Source organism: Schaalia suimastitidis DSM 15538 (genome assembly GCF_000429105.1).
GTDB classification, from domain to species: domain Bacteria; phylum Actinomycetota; class Actinomycetes; order Actinomycetales; family Actinomycetaceae; genus Pauljensenia; species Pauljensenia suimastitidis.
This window is the reverse complement of the sequence record NZ_AUBF01000010.1, coordinates 1-18,182: the sequence shown is the minus strand read 5'-3', so window position 1 is coordinate 18,182 and position 18,182 is coordinate 1. Positions and strand designations below refer to the sequence as shown.

General features: G+C 56.7%; 16 protein-coding genes. 7 read left to right on the top strand and 9 right to left on the bottom strand.

The genetic code is table 11. From position 1 onward, the window contains the following. From G438_RS0105020 to galK, 9 genes are all read right to left on the bottom strand, one after another. A complete protein-coding gene (locus G438_RS0105020; RefSeq protein ID WP_026460401.1) occupies nucleotides 1–492 on the bottom strand; it encodes a hypothetical protein in 492 nt (163 codons plus the stop codon). A 68-nt stretch (nucleotides 493–560) separates the two neighbouring features. After that, nucleotides 561–1,130, bottom strand: coding sequence for a hypothetical protein (locus G438_RS10890; RefSeq protein WP_051259319.1), 570 nt, complete (start codon nucleotides 1,128–1,130; stop codon nucleotides 561–563). Between the two features lie 567 nt (nucleotides 1,131–1,697). Continuing rightward, the gene (locus G438_RS0105010) at nucleotides 1,698–2,525 is read right to left on the bottom strand and encodes a purine-nucleoside phosphorylase (protein WP_026460400.1); all 828 of its coding nucleotides are present in this window, start codon (nucleotides 2,523–2,525) and stop codon (nucleotides 1,698–1,700) included. 3 nt (nucleotides 2,526–2,528) lie between these two features. Further along, nucleotides 2,529–4,016: a cytosine permease gene (locus G438_RS0105005; protein WP_051259318.1), complete on the bottom strand. Its 1,488-nt coding sequence runs from the start codon at nucleotides 4,014–4,016 to the stop codon at nucleotides 2,529–2,531. A gap of 283 nt (nucleotides 4,017–4,299) precedes the next feature. Further along, entirely contained in the window at nucleotides 4,300–5,580 is a 1,281-nt protein-coding gene (gene eno / locus G438_RS0105000) for a phosphopyruvate hydratase (RefSeq protein WP_026460398.1), read from the bottom strand. Nucleotides 5,581–6,000: 420 nt separating this feature from the next. Continuing rightward, nucleotides 6,001–6,552, bottom strand: coding sequence for a hypothetical protein (locus G438_RS0104995; protein WP_026460397.1), 552 nt, complete (start codon nucleotides 6,550–6,552; stop codon nucleotides 6,001–6,003). A gap of 171 nt (nucleotides 6,553–6,723) precedes the next feature. Next, entirely contained in the window at nucleotides 6,724–10,410 is a 3,687-nt protein-coding gene (mfd, locus tag G438_RS0104990; protein ID WP_026460396.1) for a transcription-repair coupling factor, read from the bottom strand. Nucleotides 10,411–10,465: 55 nt separating this feature from the next. Beyond that, nucleotides 10,466–11,068 carry an aminoacyl-tRNA hydrolase gene (gene pth, locus G438_RS0104985; protein ID WP_026460395.1) on the bottom strand — a complete coding sequence of 201 codons (603 nt, stop codon included), beginning with the start codon at nucleotides 11,066–11,068 and terminating at the stop codon, nucleotides 10,466–10,468. 232 nt (nucleotides 11,069–11,300) lie between these two features. Further along, entirely contained in the window at nucleotides 11,301–12,590 is a 1,290-nt protein-coding gene (gene galK, locus G438_RS0104980; RefSeq protein ID WP_420804715.1) for a galactokinase, read from the bottom strand. 150 nt (nucleotides 12,591–12,740) lie between these two features. Here galK and G438_RS0104975 point away from each other — a divergent pair, with 150 nt between their 5' ends. From G438_RS0104975 to G438_RS12340, 7 genes are all read left to right on the top strand, one after another. Beyond that, a complete protein-coding gene (locus G438_RS0104975) occupies nucleotides 12,741–13,283 on the top strand; it encodes a 2'-5' RNA ligase family protein (protein WP_026460393.1) in 543 nt (180 codons plus the stop codon). Between the two features lie 180 nt (nucleotides 13,284–13,463). Then, nucleotides 13,464–14,519 carry a YhjD/YihY/BrkB family envelope integrity protein gene (locus G438_RS0104970; protein WP_026460392.1) on the top strand — a complete coding sequence of 352 codons (1,056 nt, stop codon included), beginning with the start codon at nucleotides 13,464–13,466 and terminating at the stop codon, nucleotides 14,517–14,519. 279 nt (nucleotides 14,520–14,798) lie between these two features. Further along, on the top strand, nucleotides 14,799–15,125 hold the full coding sequence (locus G438_RS0104965; protein WP_026460391.1) for a hypothetical protein: 327 nt from the start codon (nucleotides 14,799–14,801) through the stop codon (nucleotides 15,123–15,125). Beyond that, nucleotides 15,115–15,414 carry a hypothetical protein gene (locus G438_RS0104960; RefSeq protein ID WP_131245784.1) on the top strand — a complete coding sequence of 100 codons (300 nt, stop codon included), beginning with the start codon at nucleotides 15,115–15,117 and terminating at the stop codon, nucleotides 15,412–15,414. The genes G438_RS0104965 and G438_RS0104960 overlap by 11 nt, the downstream gene beginning before the upstream one ends. Before the next feature lie 20 nt (nucleotides 15,415–15,434). Then, a complete protein-coding gene (locus tag G438_RS0104955; protein WP_034285304.1) occupies nucleotides 15,435–15,773 on the top strand; it encodes a hypothetical protein in 339 nt (112 codons plus the stop codon). A 5-nt stretch (nucleotides 15,774–15,778) separates the two neighbouring features. Continuing rightward, complete coding sequence (locus tag G438_RS0104950) at nucleotides 15,779–17,887, top strand: putative T7SS-secreted protein (protein WP_205618411.1); 2,109 nt, start codon at nucleotides 15,779–15,781, stop codon at nucleotides 17,885–17,887. Next, nucleotides 17,881–18,182, top strand: a 302-nt coding sequence (locus tag G438_RS12340; protein WP_131245782.1) for a hypothetical protein, incomplete at its 3' end; no start/stop codon positions are given. The genes G438_RS0104950 and G438_RS12340, both read left to right, overlap by 7 nt.

Here is an 18,182-nt window from a genome sequence, read left to right as displayed (position 1 = left end):
TTAGGGGATGAACGTAATAAGAACCATCCAAATCGTGGAAAAGATCATGGCAATGACGGTGGGAACAATCATCAAGCGCAATCCGCGCGCGCCTCGTGTCATCGCTTCTGTTCCAGCTGCGGCAGCACCGGTGGTAACTGCGGCGGATGCGAAGGGCATGATGGCGTCCCATCCAAAAGCAATGAGCGCCAATGCTGCCAAAACAGCGAAAGGAATCATAAAGATCATGCCTGCGCCTACGACATTGCGCGCAAAATGTTGGTCATATTGCCTGAGTTGTTGCGTTCCCATACGGAAGGAGGCAAGGAGGAGACTCAGCGTTAGCGCAGCAATAACAAGCGCAAGGAGGATGGACCAGAGGAATGTCCACACACTAAATGCTGGCCTCGTCAACGGCATCAGCACACCGAAGGTAATGAAACACAAGACCGCAGGCCATACACCCCTGCGTTGGGGTGCGACGACACTCGCCTGTCGTACTGGAGCTGTCATTATTCCTCCTGCTCTCCCGCATATCTTCCACATCTCTCATTCGGCGGATATGCCGTAGTGGCGTGTACTTAGCTTGCAAATGTTCCTAGCGCCGCCCAACCAAATAGAAGGATGGCGCCACTCAGAGACGTCATTGCGATACTGAACGCCACACGGTCGCCAGACATCTGCTTGATCGTGTGCATCGTCGGCCTCAGTGCCCAAAGAAGACCCGTCACACCGAATGCCACCGACGTATTCCAGTCGAATACCAGTGAAAAAATAAGACCGAAGATGCTGTATATCAGCGTCGCCGAATACCCTAATGCGAAGGTTGATATCGCCCAACCTATCGTGTGCCCGTGCTGCTGTGCTTGGGACAGCGACCACATCAGCAGTGCCAAAAGCGACATGCCGACGGTTCCATAGACGAAACCCAATCCTGTCAAGACACCAACGATGATGATGCTGGTTGTGCCTGAGCGGTACATATCCAACCCGGTTTGCAGGAAAAACAATGCGAATGCCAGCCCTGATATTGTCAACGACAGCGGCCACGGCACCTTAAGCATTTGATTTTTGACGACTTCCCCAGGGTTGAGCATCATTTTCAGCACAGCTTTCCAGCGTGCTTGTGGTGGTGCTGCGATAGTAGTCATGCGGCAATCCTTTCCACCGCTCCTACAGTTGCGTGAATCGCTCCTTATACAAACAATGCAACAGCAATACCCAAGTCAGAGACGAAGGTCGGTTGCTTTGCGCTGCGATCTTGTCCCATCGCACGTAGGTGCCGTCAACCATTGGCATCTCGCCATTGAAGGTGATCGGCATTCATTATGAAGATCTGGGCACTTGGGTGCCGCTGCTTGCGCGTCTACTGTCACATATGCGGCACAACGAATCGCCATTTCCTGGGCACCAATGCCCCACACTCACTGGCGACAATACGAGGCGCATACGCCACTATTACGGACCCACAGAGCATTCCCCCTTTGAAAAGTGAGCCCCATTGTGCGCTATATTGTATCATGAACACACCGAAAATATATGACTTTCACCACTTTTTCAAAGTGTATTCATTCAAAATATTGTGGCAACCATGGGTTGCACAAAACAATCAGTGTGGCGCCCCTTTTGGAGCGCCACACTGACAAAAATGCCTATCCTTCGCGGCAGACACAACACCGATCTGCAAAGCGAAGGCACATCCTGATTGTCGTCGTCCGTCACGGTGACACGGCAGCGAGCACCGCCTCAATACCTCGCCTTACCACCGGTTGAGCTGCCGCCGCCGCTTCCAACACGGCTCCAGGATCAGTGGGCGCTACAGCGAAACTCAAATCTGAAACCACCGACAGACCGCAGACCCGCACACCGAAGGCGTGAAGAGTAATGGCCTCAAGCACGGTCGACATGCCAACACAATCCACACCAGCAGCGCGCAACATGCGGCTTTCCAAGCGCGTCTGGTATTCCGGCCCACGTAACATGGCGTAATTGCCGCGCCGCTGCACATGCTGTGTCAACACGTCGGTGAATTCGTCATCCCATACCGTAGCAACGTCCAGGAATACGGTACCTGAGAACGGCGAGGTCCCCGACAGATTCGCATGGTCCTCAATCGCCACCACATCCCCAAGGTCCCAGTCACGCAGGCAACCATTGGAGTTACACACGATGGCAACACCTGCACCCGCTAGCGCCACCACCTTCGACAGGTGGGTGACCGCATCGGGGCCGTGCCCCTCGTACAGGTGTGTGCGCCCACAGGCCACACCTACAGTGACTGAGCCAGGGCCGACAGCTACGGGTCGACGATACACAAGGAAACGATCCTCATGCCCGTCAGCCACCGGCGCAATGACACCGGGGATATCAGAAAGCGCGCAGTGGGCAAGTGGATCGCCCCAAGGAGCCAGCACCTCGGCAAGCCCGGAGCCGAGGACGACGAAAACGTCCAGCGGACCATTGGCGAGGCGGCGCACATAGTCCGCACCTTGCTGCGCCTCGTCGGTGGCCAGGTACTTGCGAAAATGCATGGGATCCATTGCCATCCCCTAGCGTTGAGAGGATTCCTGGGCACGGATACGGCCAGCTGATGTCAGCCAGTAGCCAACAAAGCCCAGAACAAGGGCAAAGATTACGCCAATATTTGCGCCTGCCCACACGCCATCTTTCCCGCCGATAAGACCCAGAAGGTAGCCTTGCCAGTTGTTGAATGCGGCATCTTCAAAACCGTTGACTACGAGGCCCCAGCCGATGATGCAGGCGACAACCATTAGGCCAAGGGACACCCAGTTGTAGGCGCCGTAGCGGCCCGAGGCCTCAAAAAGCGCCCTCTCGTCATAGGGCTTCTTACGCAAAATAATGTCAGCCATCATGATGCCAGCCCAAGCAGCCAACGGTACCCCAAGCGTGACCAAGAAGGACTGGAAGGGGCCAATAAAGGTGGGCGAGTAGAAGACCACGTAAACGGTACCGGCCGTCAAGATCATACCGTCGATCAATGAAGCCATAGGACGCGGAATATTAATGCCCAACGTCAGCAAGGTCAGGCCGGAAGAGTAAATACCGTTGATGGCACCTGAGAGCAGCGACAAAATTGCAGTCAGCAAGAACGGAATGAGGAACCACGTCGGCAACAGCGTCGACAGTGCACCGATGGGGTCAAGTCCCACATTGTCAGAAAGCTCTTGAGAGGAGCCTGCGAGCATAAGACCGAAGGTGATGAGCACAGCCGGGCCAAGTGAGCCACCAAGGGTATTCCAGAAAATGATGCCGGAATCTTTTGCGTCACGGGATTGGTAGCGAGACCAGTCGGCGGCAATATTTACCCACCCTAGGCCCGTGCCAGTCATCACCATTGTCAACGCGCCTATCATGCCCGCAACGGAACCAGACGGAATACTCATCACCGCAGCCCAATCAATATGGGGTACGACTAGGAAGACATAAATAATAGTGGTGATACCAGTGAGCCAGGTCAGAATTGACTGCAGTTTCATAATGATGTGGTAACCCAAAACAGCACCAAGAACGATCAGGGCAGCAACCACGACCGAGGCAACAATATTGACTGTTGTGTGGTCCTGTCCGACCCAACCCAGACGTTCGAAGATCGTCGCGGTGGCCAGTACGGCGGTGATTGCCAGGACGGTTTCCCATCCGATGGAGGTCAGCCACGAGACAATTCCAGGGATTTTGGCCCCTTGAATACCAAAAGCACTGCGGGACATTACCATCGTAGGAACGGAACCACGTTTGCCACCAAGTGCAATAATGCCGCAAATAATAAAGGACAACGTCACGCCGACGACGGCAACCAGGGTGGCTTGCCAGAAGGAGATACCAAAGCCGAAAATCCAGGCACCGTAGGACATACCGAAGACGGAAATATTTGAGGCAAACCACGGCAAGAAAAGCTGATGTGGTTTCGCTGTGCGCTGCTCCTCACCAACAATTTCAATACCGGTGAGTTCTATAACGTTTGTGTCGGACACGTATAACTCCTCATGTTGGCAACGACCCAGCGGGACGCTCACCATTCGTGTAGTTTCAGGTGCTCGTGACTACGCTGCCCGTCAAGGCCACGTCGCCCGATTGCGCCCTTTATTTTACAGTATGAAAAACTTTTGACGTGTGAACTCGGGAGGATACCCCCAGTTCGTCCTAAGCTGCTGAAGGGCTCAGGTTAGCGGGTGTACTCGTCGTTTGGTGGCGATTCGTTTGCGATTCCACCTGCCAATACAAAATCCCCGGAGCCACCGTTTGTGACCCCGGGGATTTTGTTGAAATCAGCTAGCGTGAGCTATCTCAGTGCTGTCATCTTCAGCGCGCGAAGCGAGGGAACGCAGTGCGGCCAGCGTAAACGGCGGCGCCTGCGAGCTCTTCTTCGATACGGAGCAGCTGGTTGTACTTGGCAACGCGCTCGGAACGAGCCGGAGCACCAGTCTTGATCTGGCCGGAGTTGGTGGCAACTGCCAGGTCGGCAATGGTGGTGTCTTCGGTTTCACCGGAGCGGTGCGACGTCATGGAACGGTAGCCGTTGCGGTGTGCTTCTTCGACAGCGTCCAAAGTTTCGGTGAGGGAGCCGATCTGGTTCACCTTGACCAGCAGGGCGTTCGCAGCGCCGGTAGCAATACCCTTGCGCAGACGTTCCGGGTTGGTCACGAAGAGGTCGTCACCGACGAGCTGGACGCGGCCACCAATCTTGGCAGTCAGAGCGGTCCAGGCTTCCCATTCGTCTTCAGACAATGGATCTTCAATGGAAACCATCGGGTAGTCGGTGATGAGCTTCTCGTAGTAGTCAACCATGTAGTCAGTGGAACGACCCTGTCCTTCGAATTGGTACAGACCATCCTTGAAGAACTCGGTTGATGCCACGTCAAGTGCCAAAGCGACATCGTCGCCAGGTTTGAAGCCAGCCTTTTCGATGGCTTCGATGATGAGGTCCAGCGCAGCAGCATTGGAATCAAGGTTCGGCGCGAAGCCTCCCTCGTCGCCAAGGCCGGTGGACAGTCCACGGCCCTTGATCACTGCCTTGAGGGTGTGGTACACCTCCGCACCCCAACGCAGTGCTTCAGAGAAGGAGTCTGCGCCGATAGGGGCGATCATGAATTCTTGAATATCAACGTTGGTATCTGCGTGAGAACCACCGTTGAGGATATTCATCATGGGGACAGGCAACACGTGTGCATTGGGGCCACCGAGGTAGCGGTACAGCGGCAGGTCAGCGGAGTCCGCAGCCGCCTTCGCAACGGCAAGAGACACGCCGAGGATAGCATTTGCGCCAAGACGTCCCTTGTTGTCAGTGCCGTCAAGGTCGATCATTGCCTCATCGATCAGTCGCTGGTCGGAGGCGTCTTCGTCGATAAGTTCAGGGGCGATAACTTCGGTGACGGCTTCAACTGCAGCCTGCACACCCTTGCCCAGGTAGCGACCCTTGTCGCCGTCGCGGCGTTCAACCGCTTCGAAGGCGCCGGTGGATGCGCCGGAGGGAACGGCAGCACGCGAAACGGTGCCGTCCTCGAGCAGGACCTCAACCTCGACGGTCGGGTTTCCGCGCGAGTCCAGGATCTCGCGAGCTCCAATTGCCTCAATCCTTGCCACGTCATTCTCCAATCGATTAAGTGCGTGACTGTATGCACAAGCCAGTTTAGTTTGTGCTGGCCCATCGGTCATCTTCGTGGACACATTTTCAAAATGCTTTCCACCTCGCGGGCCGAGGCGCACGATCAGTGGGGCGACATTGGTCCCGTCGGCAGGTCAGGAGGATGGAACATTTAAGCGACCTCCATCACATAAGTGTGCCTATTGCTTGGGGCAGGTGCGTCAAGTAGCTACCTGCGCACGCCACACACAGCGCGGCAACCTCACAGCAAGCCCGCCTACCGCCTCGCAGCAACGCCAGCGCACCCGGTTCCAACGAAGCCAGCACCTAGTTCGTTGCAGGCAGCCGCCTCTGAATGCGGTACGAACGATTTCCCGCCTGCGCGCCGACTCACAAGCCTACACGCTAACTCACAAGAACTATTGCGCAGTCTGCGTCAGCGCTCCAAGGAACTGAATAGGCAGCACGTCGCCAAGCGGAACACGCTGGAATTGACCTGAGAGTTCGTCGAACTGTCCATAACGCGGGTTAACAGACACCGGCATAGTCGCCTGCGCCTCGGCAAGGAGTGGCTCAATGTCGGCACCAAGGTCGCGGGCAACAGCAGAAGCGTTGACGAAATCCTCAACGATACGTCCCGGATTTTCTGGGATTGCTGTGATGCGGCCTGCAGCGAGTAACGCTCCCAATTCTGTCGACACATTCGCTTCATCGATGCCAAGGCCACGCTCATCACCGATGGTGTTAATGTGGGCAAATTGCGGCAGGCCATACACCAGTTCAGTGCGGCTAATCTCACGACCAAGCAACACGGAAATCTGGGCGACACCTTGGTCAAGTTCCGCTTCGCTATATGCGACGTCACCGATGGACACCGCAGTCCCCGGCTGAGCGGAACAAGCGCCGAGCGCAGCCACCGCCGCAACAGAGCCGATCACTGCCAGCATCTTCTTCCCAGCCGAGAATTTCATTGCTACTCCTCAAATCTGTGCTGCGTCTCCACAGCGAAACCGGGCCTATTGTACCGAATAAACCAGGTCGACTGCCGCACCAGCCACACGAGACACTCATCCGCATGTGCATGCTGCCGACAGGCACCTAACAGCGTGGGCGTACATAAGGAAAGGAAAGGCACACGGTTTCTAGAAGGGCACCAGGATCTTCGTCACTAGCGTTTCCACCCACTCCAGCAAGGCTTCGTCAGTTACCGGCACCCCGCCGACACGTGACGTGGTTGGTGCTGGCACCAGTACTTGACGCACCGCAGCCTTTATTACCGCCCCCGGATGCAGGCGTTTCAGACGCATCACCTGAGAATCCGCCAAGGACACCGGGTTGACCCTCACATATTTGCCTTGGGTGACAATCTCTTCAATACCAGCGCGACGTACCACTTCCCGAAGGCGTGCCACCGCAAAAAGTAACTCCACTTCCCGCGGAATAGGCCCGTACCGGTCAATAAGTTCGGCACGCACATCCGCTTCTTGTTCGGGTGAGGTGATTGCAGCGATGCGCGCATACACCTCTAAACGGAGTCGTTCTCCCGCCACATAAGATTCAGGAACGTGCGCATCCACAGCAAGATCGAAACGCACATCGGCTCGAGGCGCAGGTGCCTGCCCCTTATATGCCGCCACAGCGTCGGCCACCATGCGCACATACAAGTCAAAACCAACCCCTTCTATATGGCCCGACTGCGCGCCTCCCAGCAGGTTACCGGCGCCTCGGATCTCCAGGTCCTTTTGCGCAACAGCAAGACCCGCCCCCAGATCCGAATGAGCAGCAATAGTTTTCAACCGCTCATGCGCTGTTTCAGTCAGTGTGCGATCAGGTGGATAAAAGAAATACGCATAGGCGCGTTCGCGGCCACGCCCCACACGGCCACGTAGCTGGTGAAGCTGAGACAAACCGAAGGTATCTGCTCGGTCAACGATCAATGTATTGGCGTTGGAAATATCCAAACCTGTTTCAACAATGGTCGTGCACACAAGAACATCAAATTCATGATTCCAAAAGTCAACGATCACCTCTTCCAACTGGTGTTCGCTGAGTTTTCCGTGGGCAACACGTATCCGCGCCTCGGGAATCAAATCAGCCAAACGTGCTGCAACGCGGGAAATGGACTCCACCCGATTATGCACATAGAAAACCTGTCCATCTCGCAGCAATTCACGACGCACCGCCGCAATCACCTGTGCATCTGTATGGGCACCTACGAAGGTCAGTACCGGTTGGCGTTCCTCCGGCGGAGTTTGCAGGATCGACATTTCGCGTATCCCTGAGACAGCCATTTCCAATGTGCGTGGAATCGGCGTGGCCGACATCGACAAGACATCAACATCAGTACGCAGCGCTTTCAACGTTTCTTTATGTTCCACTCCGAAACGCTGCTCTTCATCAATGATGACAAGTCCAAGATCTTTAAATGCCACAGTGCCTGTCAACAGGGTGTGCGTGCCAATGACGACATCGACACCACCTGACGCTAAACCCGCTTTGACAGCTTCTGATTCCTTTGGCGTAGAAAAACGCGATAGGGCGGCCACCGTCACAGGAAAACCTGCATAGCGTTCTTGGAATGTTTCCAAATGCTGTTGAACCAGCAGTGTCGTCGGCACGAGGATCGCGACCTGCTTTCCATCCTGTACGGCTTTAAATGCGGCGCGTACCGCAACCTCAGTTTTTCCGTATCCCACGTCACCGGTAAGGAGTCGGTCCATCGGCACGGATTTTTCCATATCCGCTTTCACTTCATCGATGGTGACCAACTGATCGGGTGTTTCCACGTACGGGAAGGCGTCTTCCAATTCTCGCTGCCAGGGGGTGTCAGGTGAGAAGGCGAATCCTTTTGTCGCTTGACGAGCAGCGTAGAGGCGGATGAGTTCTTTAGCGACGTCGTTGACAGCTTTGCGGGCTTTGGCTTTCGTTTTCGCCCATTCCGCGCCACCCATTTTTGTCAGTGTCGGCTGGTCAGAACCGGTGTATTTAGATATTTGGTCAAGAGAATCGGTGGGCATGAACAGACGGTCACCAGGCTGTCCTCGTTTTGACGGCGCATACTCAATGACAAGGTAATCGCGGGTCACGGCTCCTTCTCCGCGCCCCACGGTGCGCGACGCCAATTCGATAAAACGACCAATACCATGGTGTTCGTGTACCACTAGGTCGCCTGCTTTCAAGGTGAGTGGGTCCACACCTTTGCGGCGCCGCGACGGCATACGACGCATGTCTTTCGTGCCGGTGCCGCTGCGCCCTGTCAGGTCAGCTTCGGTTAAGACAGCGAGCCGCTGGGAAGGAGCAACGAACCCTTGCCCTGTGGGGGCAGCTAGGACAAAGACTGTCCCAGGTACGAATCCATCGGCGTGGGGAACCTTGTCGACGACGCGCGCCCCCACCTCGGCGCTGGAAAGGATGCTGGCGAGGCGTTTAGCGGGGCCTGGCCCATCTGTGGCAAGAACGAGGCGCCACTGGGCGCGAGCCAATTCAGTAAGGTCGGCTGTGGCGGCCTCAAAATTACCTCGGTATGGTCGCACATCCCGTGCACCGATGATCATCAGGTGTGGCGAGACCACGGTCGATGGCACCTCAGCACCAGCACCAGCACCAGCACCAGCACCAGCACCAGCACCAGCACCAGCACCAGCACCAGCACCAGCACCAGCACCAGCACCAGCACCAGCACCAGCACCAGCAGGGTGACACGTTGCCATTGCCTCGGCAAGTTCCGCTGGCGGCAACGACGTCACCTCCCACCAGGGCCGTTTTTCTTCCCGAGCCTGCGCCTGAATATGCCCGTAATCAAGGAACGAGGCACTGCCCGCCTCCAGGGGGACCGCTCCCCCACCTGCCGCCACCGACCATGCCGCAGACAGAAATTCCTCAGTGGTTGCCACCAGGTCCTTGGCTCGGGCGCTCACACGTTCTGGGTCAGAGACGAAAATAGTGGCACGCGGCGCAACAAGGTCAATGAGGCGTTCCATGCCATCCACCAGGAGCGGAGCGAGGCTTTCGATACCTGGCGCAGCAATGCCCTCCGATGCGAGTTCCAAGATTTCGCTGGCACCCGGCAGTGTCGCACCAGCCTGTTGTGCGCGCTGGCGCACGTCAGGGGTCAGGAGCAACTCACGGCAGGCAATCGCCCAGAGGCCACTGGGCGCCTCGGCAATGGTGCGTTGATCTGCCACCGAAAAAACCCGGATCTCATCAACTTCGTCACCCCACAGTTCGACGCGCAAGGGGTGAGCCTCATGTGGGGGAAAGAGGTCGAGGATACCGCCACGCACGCTGAATTGGCCGCGGTTTTCCACCATGTCAGTGCGTTGATACCCCAAAGCGCTGAGGCGCTCAGTCAATTCAGTGAGGTCAATGCGATCACCGACGCGGACGCGAACCGGTTCAAGGTCGCCTAGGCCAGCAATGATGGGTTGAAGGAATGCGCGGATGGGGACGACAAGGACATCAATGGGGCCCCCTTGGGTGTCGTCTGCGCGTGGATGCGCTAGTCGCCGCAGAACAGCGATGCGGCGCGCCATAGTATCTGCTTGAGGCGAGAGGCGTTCGTGTGGCAGTGTTTCCCAGGCGGGAAAAAGTGCCACACGTGCCGGATCCATCCAGTTACTCAAGGCAGAAGTAACGGTTTCAGCTTCGCGTCCTGTGGCGGTGAGATACAGCAGCGGTGCCTCCGTGTTGTGCACCATCGCCGCAGCCAGGGCAGCGCGCACACCTTTAGGTGCGACGACGGTGCCACTGATGCCCTGGCGTACGCTGTCCACTGCCTGTTCAAAGGCAGCATCCTTGGCCAGGTGAGGGGCAATGGCACTGAATTTCACAGGGGGCCTTTCGTAGTTGACGAGGTGGAGCGACGTTGAGACGTTGACGCGCCTTTTATGGTTGGCTGTGCAAGCGCTGTTGGGCCGCGCTCCATCCCGAGTGGACAATATCTTCGACGACGTCAGCGGCCTGTTCGATGGTGACGTCTATATCAGGGCGGTCCTTAGCGCTAATGCGCGCCAACACGTAGTCTGCTGGATCTTGGCGGCCTGGCGGTCGTCCAATGCCAATGCGGAGCCTGGCGTAGTCTTTTGTGCCCAAGGATTGGCTAATGGATTTCAACCCGTTATGTCCGCCTTCGCCGCCACCTTTTTTTAGCCGTAACTGTCCCGCTAGCAGGTCCAGTTCGTCATGTATCACCAAAAGGTGCTCTGCGTCAGTGCCCAGGTATTTCATGAGGAGGGACACTGGGCCGCCGCTGACATTCATGTAACTGTCGGTAATTGCCAGCGTGACCTGCGGCCCTGGAATGCCACCCGGAAGGACGCCAAGGCGCCCCTGTGCAACGTGGGTGCGTGTGCGGTGTTTTGTCAATGCGACACCTAAGCGTGCAGCGAGGGCGTTAATGGTCATATGTCCAACGTTATGACGGGTGTCGGCGTATTGCGCACCGGGATTACCCAGTCCAACGATCAGCCATGGCTGTGAAGATGTCATGGCGTCTATTGTCGCACCCGGTGGATACCGGGCTTGAATAACGTTAGCTACTCCATAGCCGTACTGCTACGCGAACTGTCGTCCATGTGGGTGCCTGCCCGGGCTCGAGTCGAAATAGTCGCACCGCTATGCGAGCCATCGGGGGCGCAGTGTCGGTGGGCTGACGAGGCACAGTATCCGTGGGCTGACGGGCACGCAGTGTCTGCACACCGGCGGGTGTAGCAGCGCAATCTCAGGGATTACGCCCCGCAGGTGCACCAGCCGTTGCCACAACCATGTGCGGCAATGTCCATCGGCGCGCCGCATAGGCAGAGGTAATCGCCTGCGCAATATCGTCAACTGCCGAAACATCCACAAGGGCAATGGCGGAACCGCCAAATCCGCCACCTGTCATTCGCGCACCATAAGCACCACAGGCTCTGGCCACATCTACCGCCACATCAAGTTCAATACTGGACACTTCATAGTCGTCACGCAGCGAATCGTGGGAGTCATTCATCAGCGCACCCGCCGCACGCAGGCGCGCGCCTGACAGTTCACCACCCTTCAATAGGTCAATAAATGCGCGGGTTCGCGCAATTTCACTGATGACGTGACGGGCACGCATACGCAGGCGGGGCTGATCTTCCTGCGTACCAGCAAGCGTGGCCATCGCCTCGTCAAAATCGGTGACGTCCACCAGCAACGGGACCCCCAGCGCTACTGCCGCCGCTTCACTATCAGCACGCCGTTGACCGTATTGCCCATCAGCTAAGGAATGTGAAGCACGGGTGTCAATGACGAGCAACGCCAAATCGTGTGCCGCCAGGTCAAATGGAATGTACTCAGTAGACATGTCTCGACAATCCAAAGCCAACGCATGGCCGGCACGGCACCGCAGAGATGCTGTTTGATCCAAACCGCCCGTATTTGCGCCCGCAACTTCGTTTTCCGCACGGCGACACACATTGACAAGGATTTGTCGGCCGCGATCATTAGGGGCATGGTTCGTCCCAGCAAGTCCCAGGTCCGCAAGCTCGTCAAGGGCAACTGCCATTGCGCACTCTAAGGCAGCAGAAGATGACAACCCCCCACCTTGGGGCACGCAAGACCACAGGGCAGCGTCAAAACCCGGCAGAGGCCCATAGCCTTCCTGTTCCAGTGCCCATGCGACGCCTGCCAGGTAGGCGGCCCATCCTTTCACTTCTCCAGCGCTACCTTGAGGGCCAATAGCGTCAAGGTCCATAACGTCGACGGCATCACGTGTTTGGGCAGAGACGAGGCGCACGGTGCGATCCGCGCGTCTCTTCACTGCGAGGTAGGCACGGTGAGGCAGCGCGATAGGTAGGCAAGGGCCACCGTTGTAGTCCACGTGTTCGCCGATGACATTGACCCGCCCCGGAGCTGACCACACACCGTCGGGTTCATTGCCGAAAACGTCGGCAAATAATGCGCGAGCATTGGCGCTACCTTCGGTGGGATCAACTGCAGGATTCCAAATAACCTCGGACAATGTCATCAACCTTTCGCGTGCAACCTCCATTGGGGACCAGGGTGCGTCTTCACACAATCCTGGCCTTTTCGTTTCGTCACATAGATTACATGGGCTCAGAGCGAATACACTAGCGTGTCACCGCAGTTTGACGCATCGTCGCCACACTGCACTCAGCTACTACTCAACATCAGGTGCTGCATGTTTCTTCCGCCTCTTCGCGAGGGCCAAGAATGGCTCGGCGTGGTGATCGCCATCCCTGAACCGTGGGTAAGCCAGCTTAGTGCGGCACGGTTAAGTTTTGGTGACGAATTAGGTGCTTCCGTGCCTGCGCACATCACTCTAATGCCCCCCATTGCGGTCGAACGCGACAAACGTGCCGACATCATTCGGCACCTAAGGTCGGTAGCGAAAAAACATCGTGCCTTTCACGTGACATTACGCGGATCTGGTTCCTTTTTGCCCACGTCTCCAGTTGCTTTCGTCAACGTAGATGAAGGTGCCGCTGAGTGTTCCATGCTCGCGGACGACATCCGCTCTGGGCCACTGGATCATCCCACACGTTTCCCCTACCACCCGCATGTGACGCTGGCGCAAGGGGTCACACACGAAGAGCTCAGTCGCGCTCTCGTCTACGGTGACACTGTTGAAGCGTCGTGGATGGTTCCTGGTTTTCGTCTTGATCGTGTCAGCGAAAACGGCATCTACTCGTCAATGGCCTTATTTGATTTGGAAGCATCGTAGCTTCACTGTGCGTCAGGCACCTTCACGCCGCGTTACCTCCGAGCAGAATCTATCCTGGCGGCACGGCCCGATGACACGCTGCGGGCGCACCGCATCTTAAACTCTGATGACGCCACTACTTACGATGCTGGCTCGGATCGCTAGTATGAAGAGAGGCAACGCGAAGGGGGGACCGAAGGTATGGGCAGGCGCAGCCAACAGCCGTCATCACATCACCGCTTTGGTCGCACCGCCTCGTCGCTTGTGCATGCTCTGACACGCAGTATTGCTCCTTGGGGGCAGCGCCTCAAGGCGTCGCGTATTGCACGCATGTCCACGCGCTACGCCACCTGGAATGGGTCGCAGCTTGCGGCTGGGATGGCGCTGAGTGCACTCATGTCTTTAGTGGCGCTACTTACTGCCGCCATCACAGCCACCGTTGCCGTTGTTGGATCTCGCCCGGCGCTTTTGGCGGAGCTTTCCACCACATTCGATGCGACACTGCCAGGGCTAGTGAAAACCGAGAACTACCCTGAGGGTGTTCTTGATTTTTCGGCTTTTATTCGCACTGAAGGCACGTGGCTCACGACCGGCATCGCACTTGCCATTGCTCTGTGGAGCGCAACGTCGATGATTGCGGCCCTTGGCAGAGCGATCCGCTTGATGTTTGGATTGACAACCACCCCTACCGGCCTTGGAGGAGCTAAAGGTCGGGGCCTCATTGGGGTAGTGCTGCTCCCCTTGGTGTTGCTCCTTGCCTCAGCCCTAGGTGTGGCAACCGATACGGCTTCAACGTGGCTTGTCGGTGCCTTTGGCGCTCAAGATCCCACATTGGTTCGCGTGACAACCGGAGTGTCATATCTGGTGTCGCTGCTGATGTATGGCTTTGTTGGCTTTGTGCTAATTCGCGTGGTTGCTGCGGTGCGGCCACTTGGGCGCGACCTGTGGCAGGCGGTGGGCATCATTGCGGTGTCTTCAGTCGCCTTACGAGTTGCGGGGACAACTATCGTACAGCTGACGAAAAATCCACTAATGGCGACGGCCACAGCAATACTCACAGTAATTTTGTGGCTCAATCTGCAGCTTCAAGCTATATTGTACGCCTGTGCGTGGGCAGCCAACCCTCCTCCCATCACGCCCGCGCAAGGCTCCGCTGCTCCGCACGACTCTGAATGTCCAAACTACGTCACCTTGTCGGCGCCCCATACCCTGGCGTGGCCACATAATCCGCTCACAGGTGCCTTGGAGGACCATTAGGCAAGGTCGTCCAATTAAAGTAGCCTGCGGCTAGTGGTTGTGTGCCGCCTAATGGCTGTGGGACGCGACAGCGCGTATGACAGACGTGAGTTCATGGGGACTGACATGGCGTTTTGGTTCAGAGTGTATGAGGTCCGCGCAGTGGCGAATGGTAGGTTTCGCGGTGAATACACGTCCCCAATTGACGTGAAGTCCGTCTGACGGCAAGCGGCGGGGTAGGTGTTGCTATTTTGTTATATTGCGGTGGGTTGATCTGATTCGTTGACTACGGGAGTTGCTGTGGGCAGCTTGGTCGCATTGAACGTTGGGGCACAAACGCGTGCAGCCCACGTGGTATTTAATTGTCAGTCTGAATTACTTGATGGCATGGAAACCCTGGTGGACGAAGCGGATACATTACTTCCAGGTGTGTCCACCAGTGGAAGCCAAGCCTTGCGGGAGGCACTGACGTTGTGGACTGAGTCAGTAGCCGTGGTGTGTCATGATTTGGGCGCTTATGGGGGTGCATTGCAGATGCTGGACCAAGATATGGCAGCTGCTGAACAGCGAAATGCTACCTCCTTGGCTCGCCTCACGGAACGGTTGGGTGGTCCTGTTGGCAGCTAGCCGTATTGTGTTCCGACACCAGGAAGCCGAAGCGTTGCGAGAACTGTTAGTCGAGCAGGCGAAGGGTGTGCGTGCTGATGGTGAGGCATTGCGTTCACAGGTTGCCTTCGAGGTGTATCAGTGGGACGAGGAGTCGGCGTCGAGACAGTCGCAATTGGGTGCGCAGGTGCGTGTTGATGAGCGTATCGAGGAATTGGCTGGGTTTTTGGATGATGCAGCTAATGCGGTGGGCATGGTGTCCGAGGCTGCCTATGACGTTGAGGTGCGTAATGTGGCGCTATTGGACTGATCCAAGGGTGGTGTGTGTGGGTGTCGCATGATTTTGAGATTGACGTGCAGGTATTGGTGACTGCAGCAACGGCGACAGCTGATGCTGTCCAGCAGAAGCGGGATTTTGATGTGGACGATTATGTTCCGAAACGCGCAGATGTTGCTAATGACATTGTGTGGGACGCGTTGGATGTTTTCCAGGATCGGTGGGAACGCGGGCTCAACGATATGACTGATGATTTAAGTGAGGTATCAGGACGTTTAGGCAAGGTCGCAGCTCATTACGTTGAGTTTGATGCCTTTGCCCGCCAAACATTTGAGGCCGTGCGTGACAGGGCAGCAGGGTTGTCAACTCAACGGGTGGTGAGTTCGTATTAATGGGCGTGAGATTTCAGGGCGCACCCGTTTTTTCTATCGAGGGTAACGCTGAAGGTATTAATGCTCGCGCTCATGTGATGCGTGTACGCGCAGGTCAGTGGGCTGATATTGCACGGTCCTTGCAGCGAATTTCGACTGATGGGTGGTCGGGACGCGCAGCGCGGCGTTTCCAGGATCGTTTCCGAGTGGAGCCTGAGCGGTGGTATCAGGCATCGGATATGTTTACTCGGGCTGCGTCCGCATTGGAGGGGTATGCAGCTGCTCTTGCTCAGGCACAGCAGGATGGGCGTGAATGCGCCAACCTCTATGCCCGTGGGGAAATGGAAACACTCAAGGCGCTCCATGCTTATGAGCAACGTATGGGACTAGGTAGGAAGGAGTTAGCTTGGGGCGAGAGCGTTGATGTGTTGACACCTTCGTTGAAAGTGTCGGTGCTGTCGGAACCGTTTGTGGATCCAGGCAAGGCGCTTCGTGACCAGGCTATAGCGGATTTTTCTGCACTGATCGTAAAGGTTGATACTCAAGCCCACGCATGCGCCACCGAATTGTACGCATGTGGTGAAGGGGCACCAGCGTCACGTAATTGGGCGCAAACGGGTCTGGCATTTGTGGGTGGGGTGCTTGTCGGCGCGTTCGAAACGGTTGCTGATATGCATGATCTGCTATTTCAACTGCAATACGGTGGTTTATTGGACGTGATGAAGCTGTCGAATGGGCAGCTGACTGTTGACGAGTTGTGTGCCAAATACGGTATTCGTGCGCAAGACGCTCTCGACTTCCTCGACGCGGTTGCTGGCGATCCTATGGGCAGTGGTATTGAGATCGCTAAAGCAGTCCTTGACTGGGATACATGGGTTGATGACCCTGCCCGTGCACTTGGCCATTTGGTGCCTGATATGGTGTTGGCGTTGGCGACAGGTGGTGCGGGTGCCGCGGCCACGCGTGGCGTCTCAACGGCGGGGCGTCTCACCTCAGGGGTGGGGAGGGTCGATGACGCATTGGGGGCGGCACGCAAATTCGGCGATGCCACTCATTTTCGCAATGTCGACAAACTTGACGACGGTGCGGATTCAATCAAAACCCTGGGCAGGGACCGTCTTGGCGAAAACGCACGAGCCTCAAGTATCCTGGATACCCCTGGTAACAGGGCACCTACCGCACCAAAATCATTGGACGTCGCCCACAGTGATCCGGCCGGGTCGACAGCCCGAAGAGATACACTCACTCCCGCATCACCCGCTGACAATGCGGTCGAGGTTACGACTCGCAAAGATGCTACGGTCAACGACTCTCCGGTCAACCCCCGACATGACGCTTCGCATGACAATACCAGAGTTGAGCGCAGCAACGCTGACGCCATCGATAGCGGTAGCGCGGGGATCTTGGCGAACGAAAAGCACCTGCCTGGCGGTGCGGTCACTGCACCAAGTATCACCCGCCTCGACCAAGGCGCTGAGGCACTACAGGCCGACCACCTTGATGACACACTCGAAGCACCCACCCACACTCGCAACGAGGCTGATCACGCCCGTACTGACGACTCGCACACTGCGGAAACCACCCCACAAACCAGTTCTGATCCCCACCACCTACTTAAAGACCCGTCGTTGCTCAGGCCTGGCGCAAAAGGTGCAGATATCCTTGACGGCACGCCAAAATACGGCGTGGACCGCGAAGGTAATGCCCTCAACGACACCCAGGAATGGTTGGATGAGTATTCCTACAGGCATGAGGACAAGACTCTGCATTACCACTGGCCGGAACCGTCGGCGCTTCCTGGCACTGAACGCACACTCACACTCGACGAATTCGTCCGCGAATTTGGCGACACCATTGACCGTGTCGGCGATTCAAAGGGCAGGTGGTTTTCTCCTGTAGTGGACGGGCGACCATATAGCTTCCAAGAACGCGCTATCCCAGCTGACAGCTTAGGCAAAGCGTACAACCAAATGACAATCTCTTCCCTGCCCGACGGATGGACGGTCGAAGTGTCCACTGCCTCACCCGGCATGGGATATCCCGGTGGGGCAACACAAATACAATTCCGCAGTCCCGATGGTGAAATAAAGACGATGGCTGCCCTTAAAGAAGCCGGTATTATTCAACTATGGTGAGTCTTTCGCTGAGTCATACGGTGGGGAGCCTTCTTTTCGATCACCCCGATAGTTTCTTTTCAGCCCGCGGCAACAGACTGCGCCTAATATTCGGTACTGGAATAACGTACACGTTGCATGAACGGGATGGCCTCTTCGAACTCGACTCCTACGAACGCTGGGAACCCCCACAAGTCTTCGCGCGCGCCACACATATTGACGACATGCTCCGCCACATCATCACAATCGCCGGAGATGCCTACCGTGAACGCAGGAACTACCTCTACATCCGCCTGCCCTACCGCACACCCAAACC

Excerpts from the sequence above, each read along its gene's own strand:
- G438_RS0105020 (WP_026460401.1), bottom strand. The coding sequence starts at position 492 with ATGACAGCTCCAGTACGACAGGCGAGTGTCGTCGCACCCCAACGCAGG.
- G438_RS10890 (WP_051259319.1), bottom strand. The coding sequence starts at position 1,130 with ATGACTACTATCGCAGCACCACCACAAGCACGCTGGAAAGCTGTGCTG.
- G438_RS0105010 (WP_026460400.1), bottom strand. The coding sequence starts at position 2,525 with ATGGCAATGGATCCCATGCATTTTCGCAAGTACCTGGCCACCGACGAG.
- G438_RS0105005 (WP_051259318.1), bottom strand. The coding sequence starts at position 4,016 with ATGGTGAGCGTCCCGCTGGGTCGTTGCCAACATGAGGAGTTATACGTG.
- G438_RS0104995 (WP_026460397.1), bottom strand. The coding sequence starts at position 6,552 with ATGAAATTCTCGGCTGGGAAGAAGATGCTGGCAGTGATCGGCTCTGTT.
- pth (WP_026460395.1), bottom strand. The coding sequence starts at position 11,068 with ATGACATCTTCACAGCCATGGCTGATCGTTGGACTGGGTAATCCCGGT.
- galK (WP_420804715.1), bottom strand. The coding sequence starts at position 12,590 with ATGGAGGTTGCACGCGAAAGGTTGATGACATTGTCCGAGGTTATTTGG.
- G438_RS0104975 (WP_026460393.1), top strand. The coding sequence starts at position 12,741 with ATGTTTCTTCCGCCTCTTCGCGAGGGCCAAGAATGGCTCGGCGTGGTG.
- G438_RS0104970 (WP_026460392.1), top strand. The coding sequence starts at position 13,464 with ATGGGCAGGCGCAGCCAACAGCCGTCATCACATCACCGCTTTGGTCGC.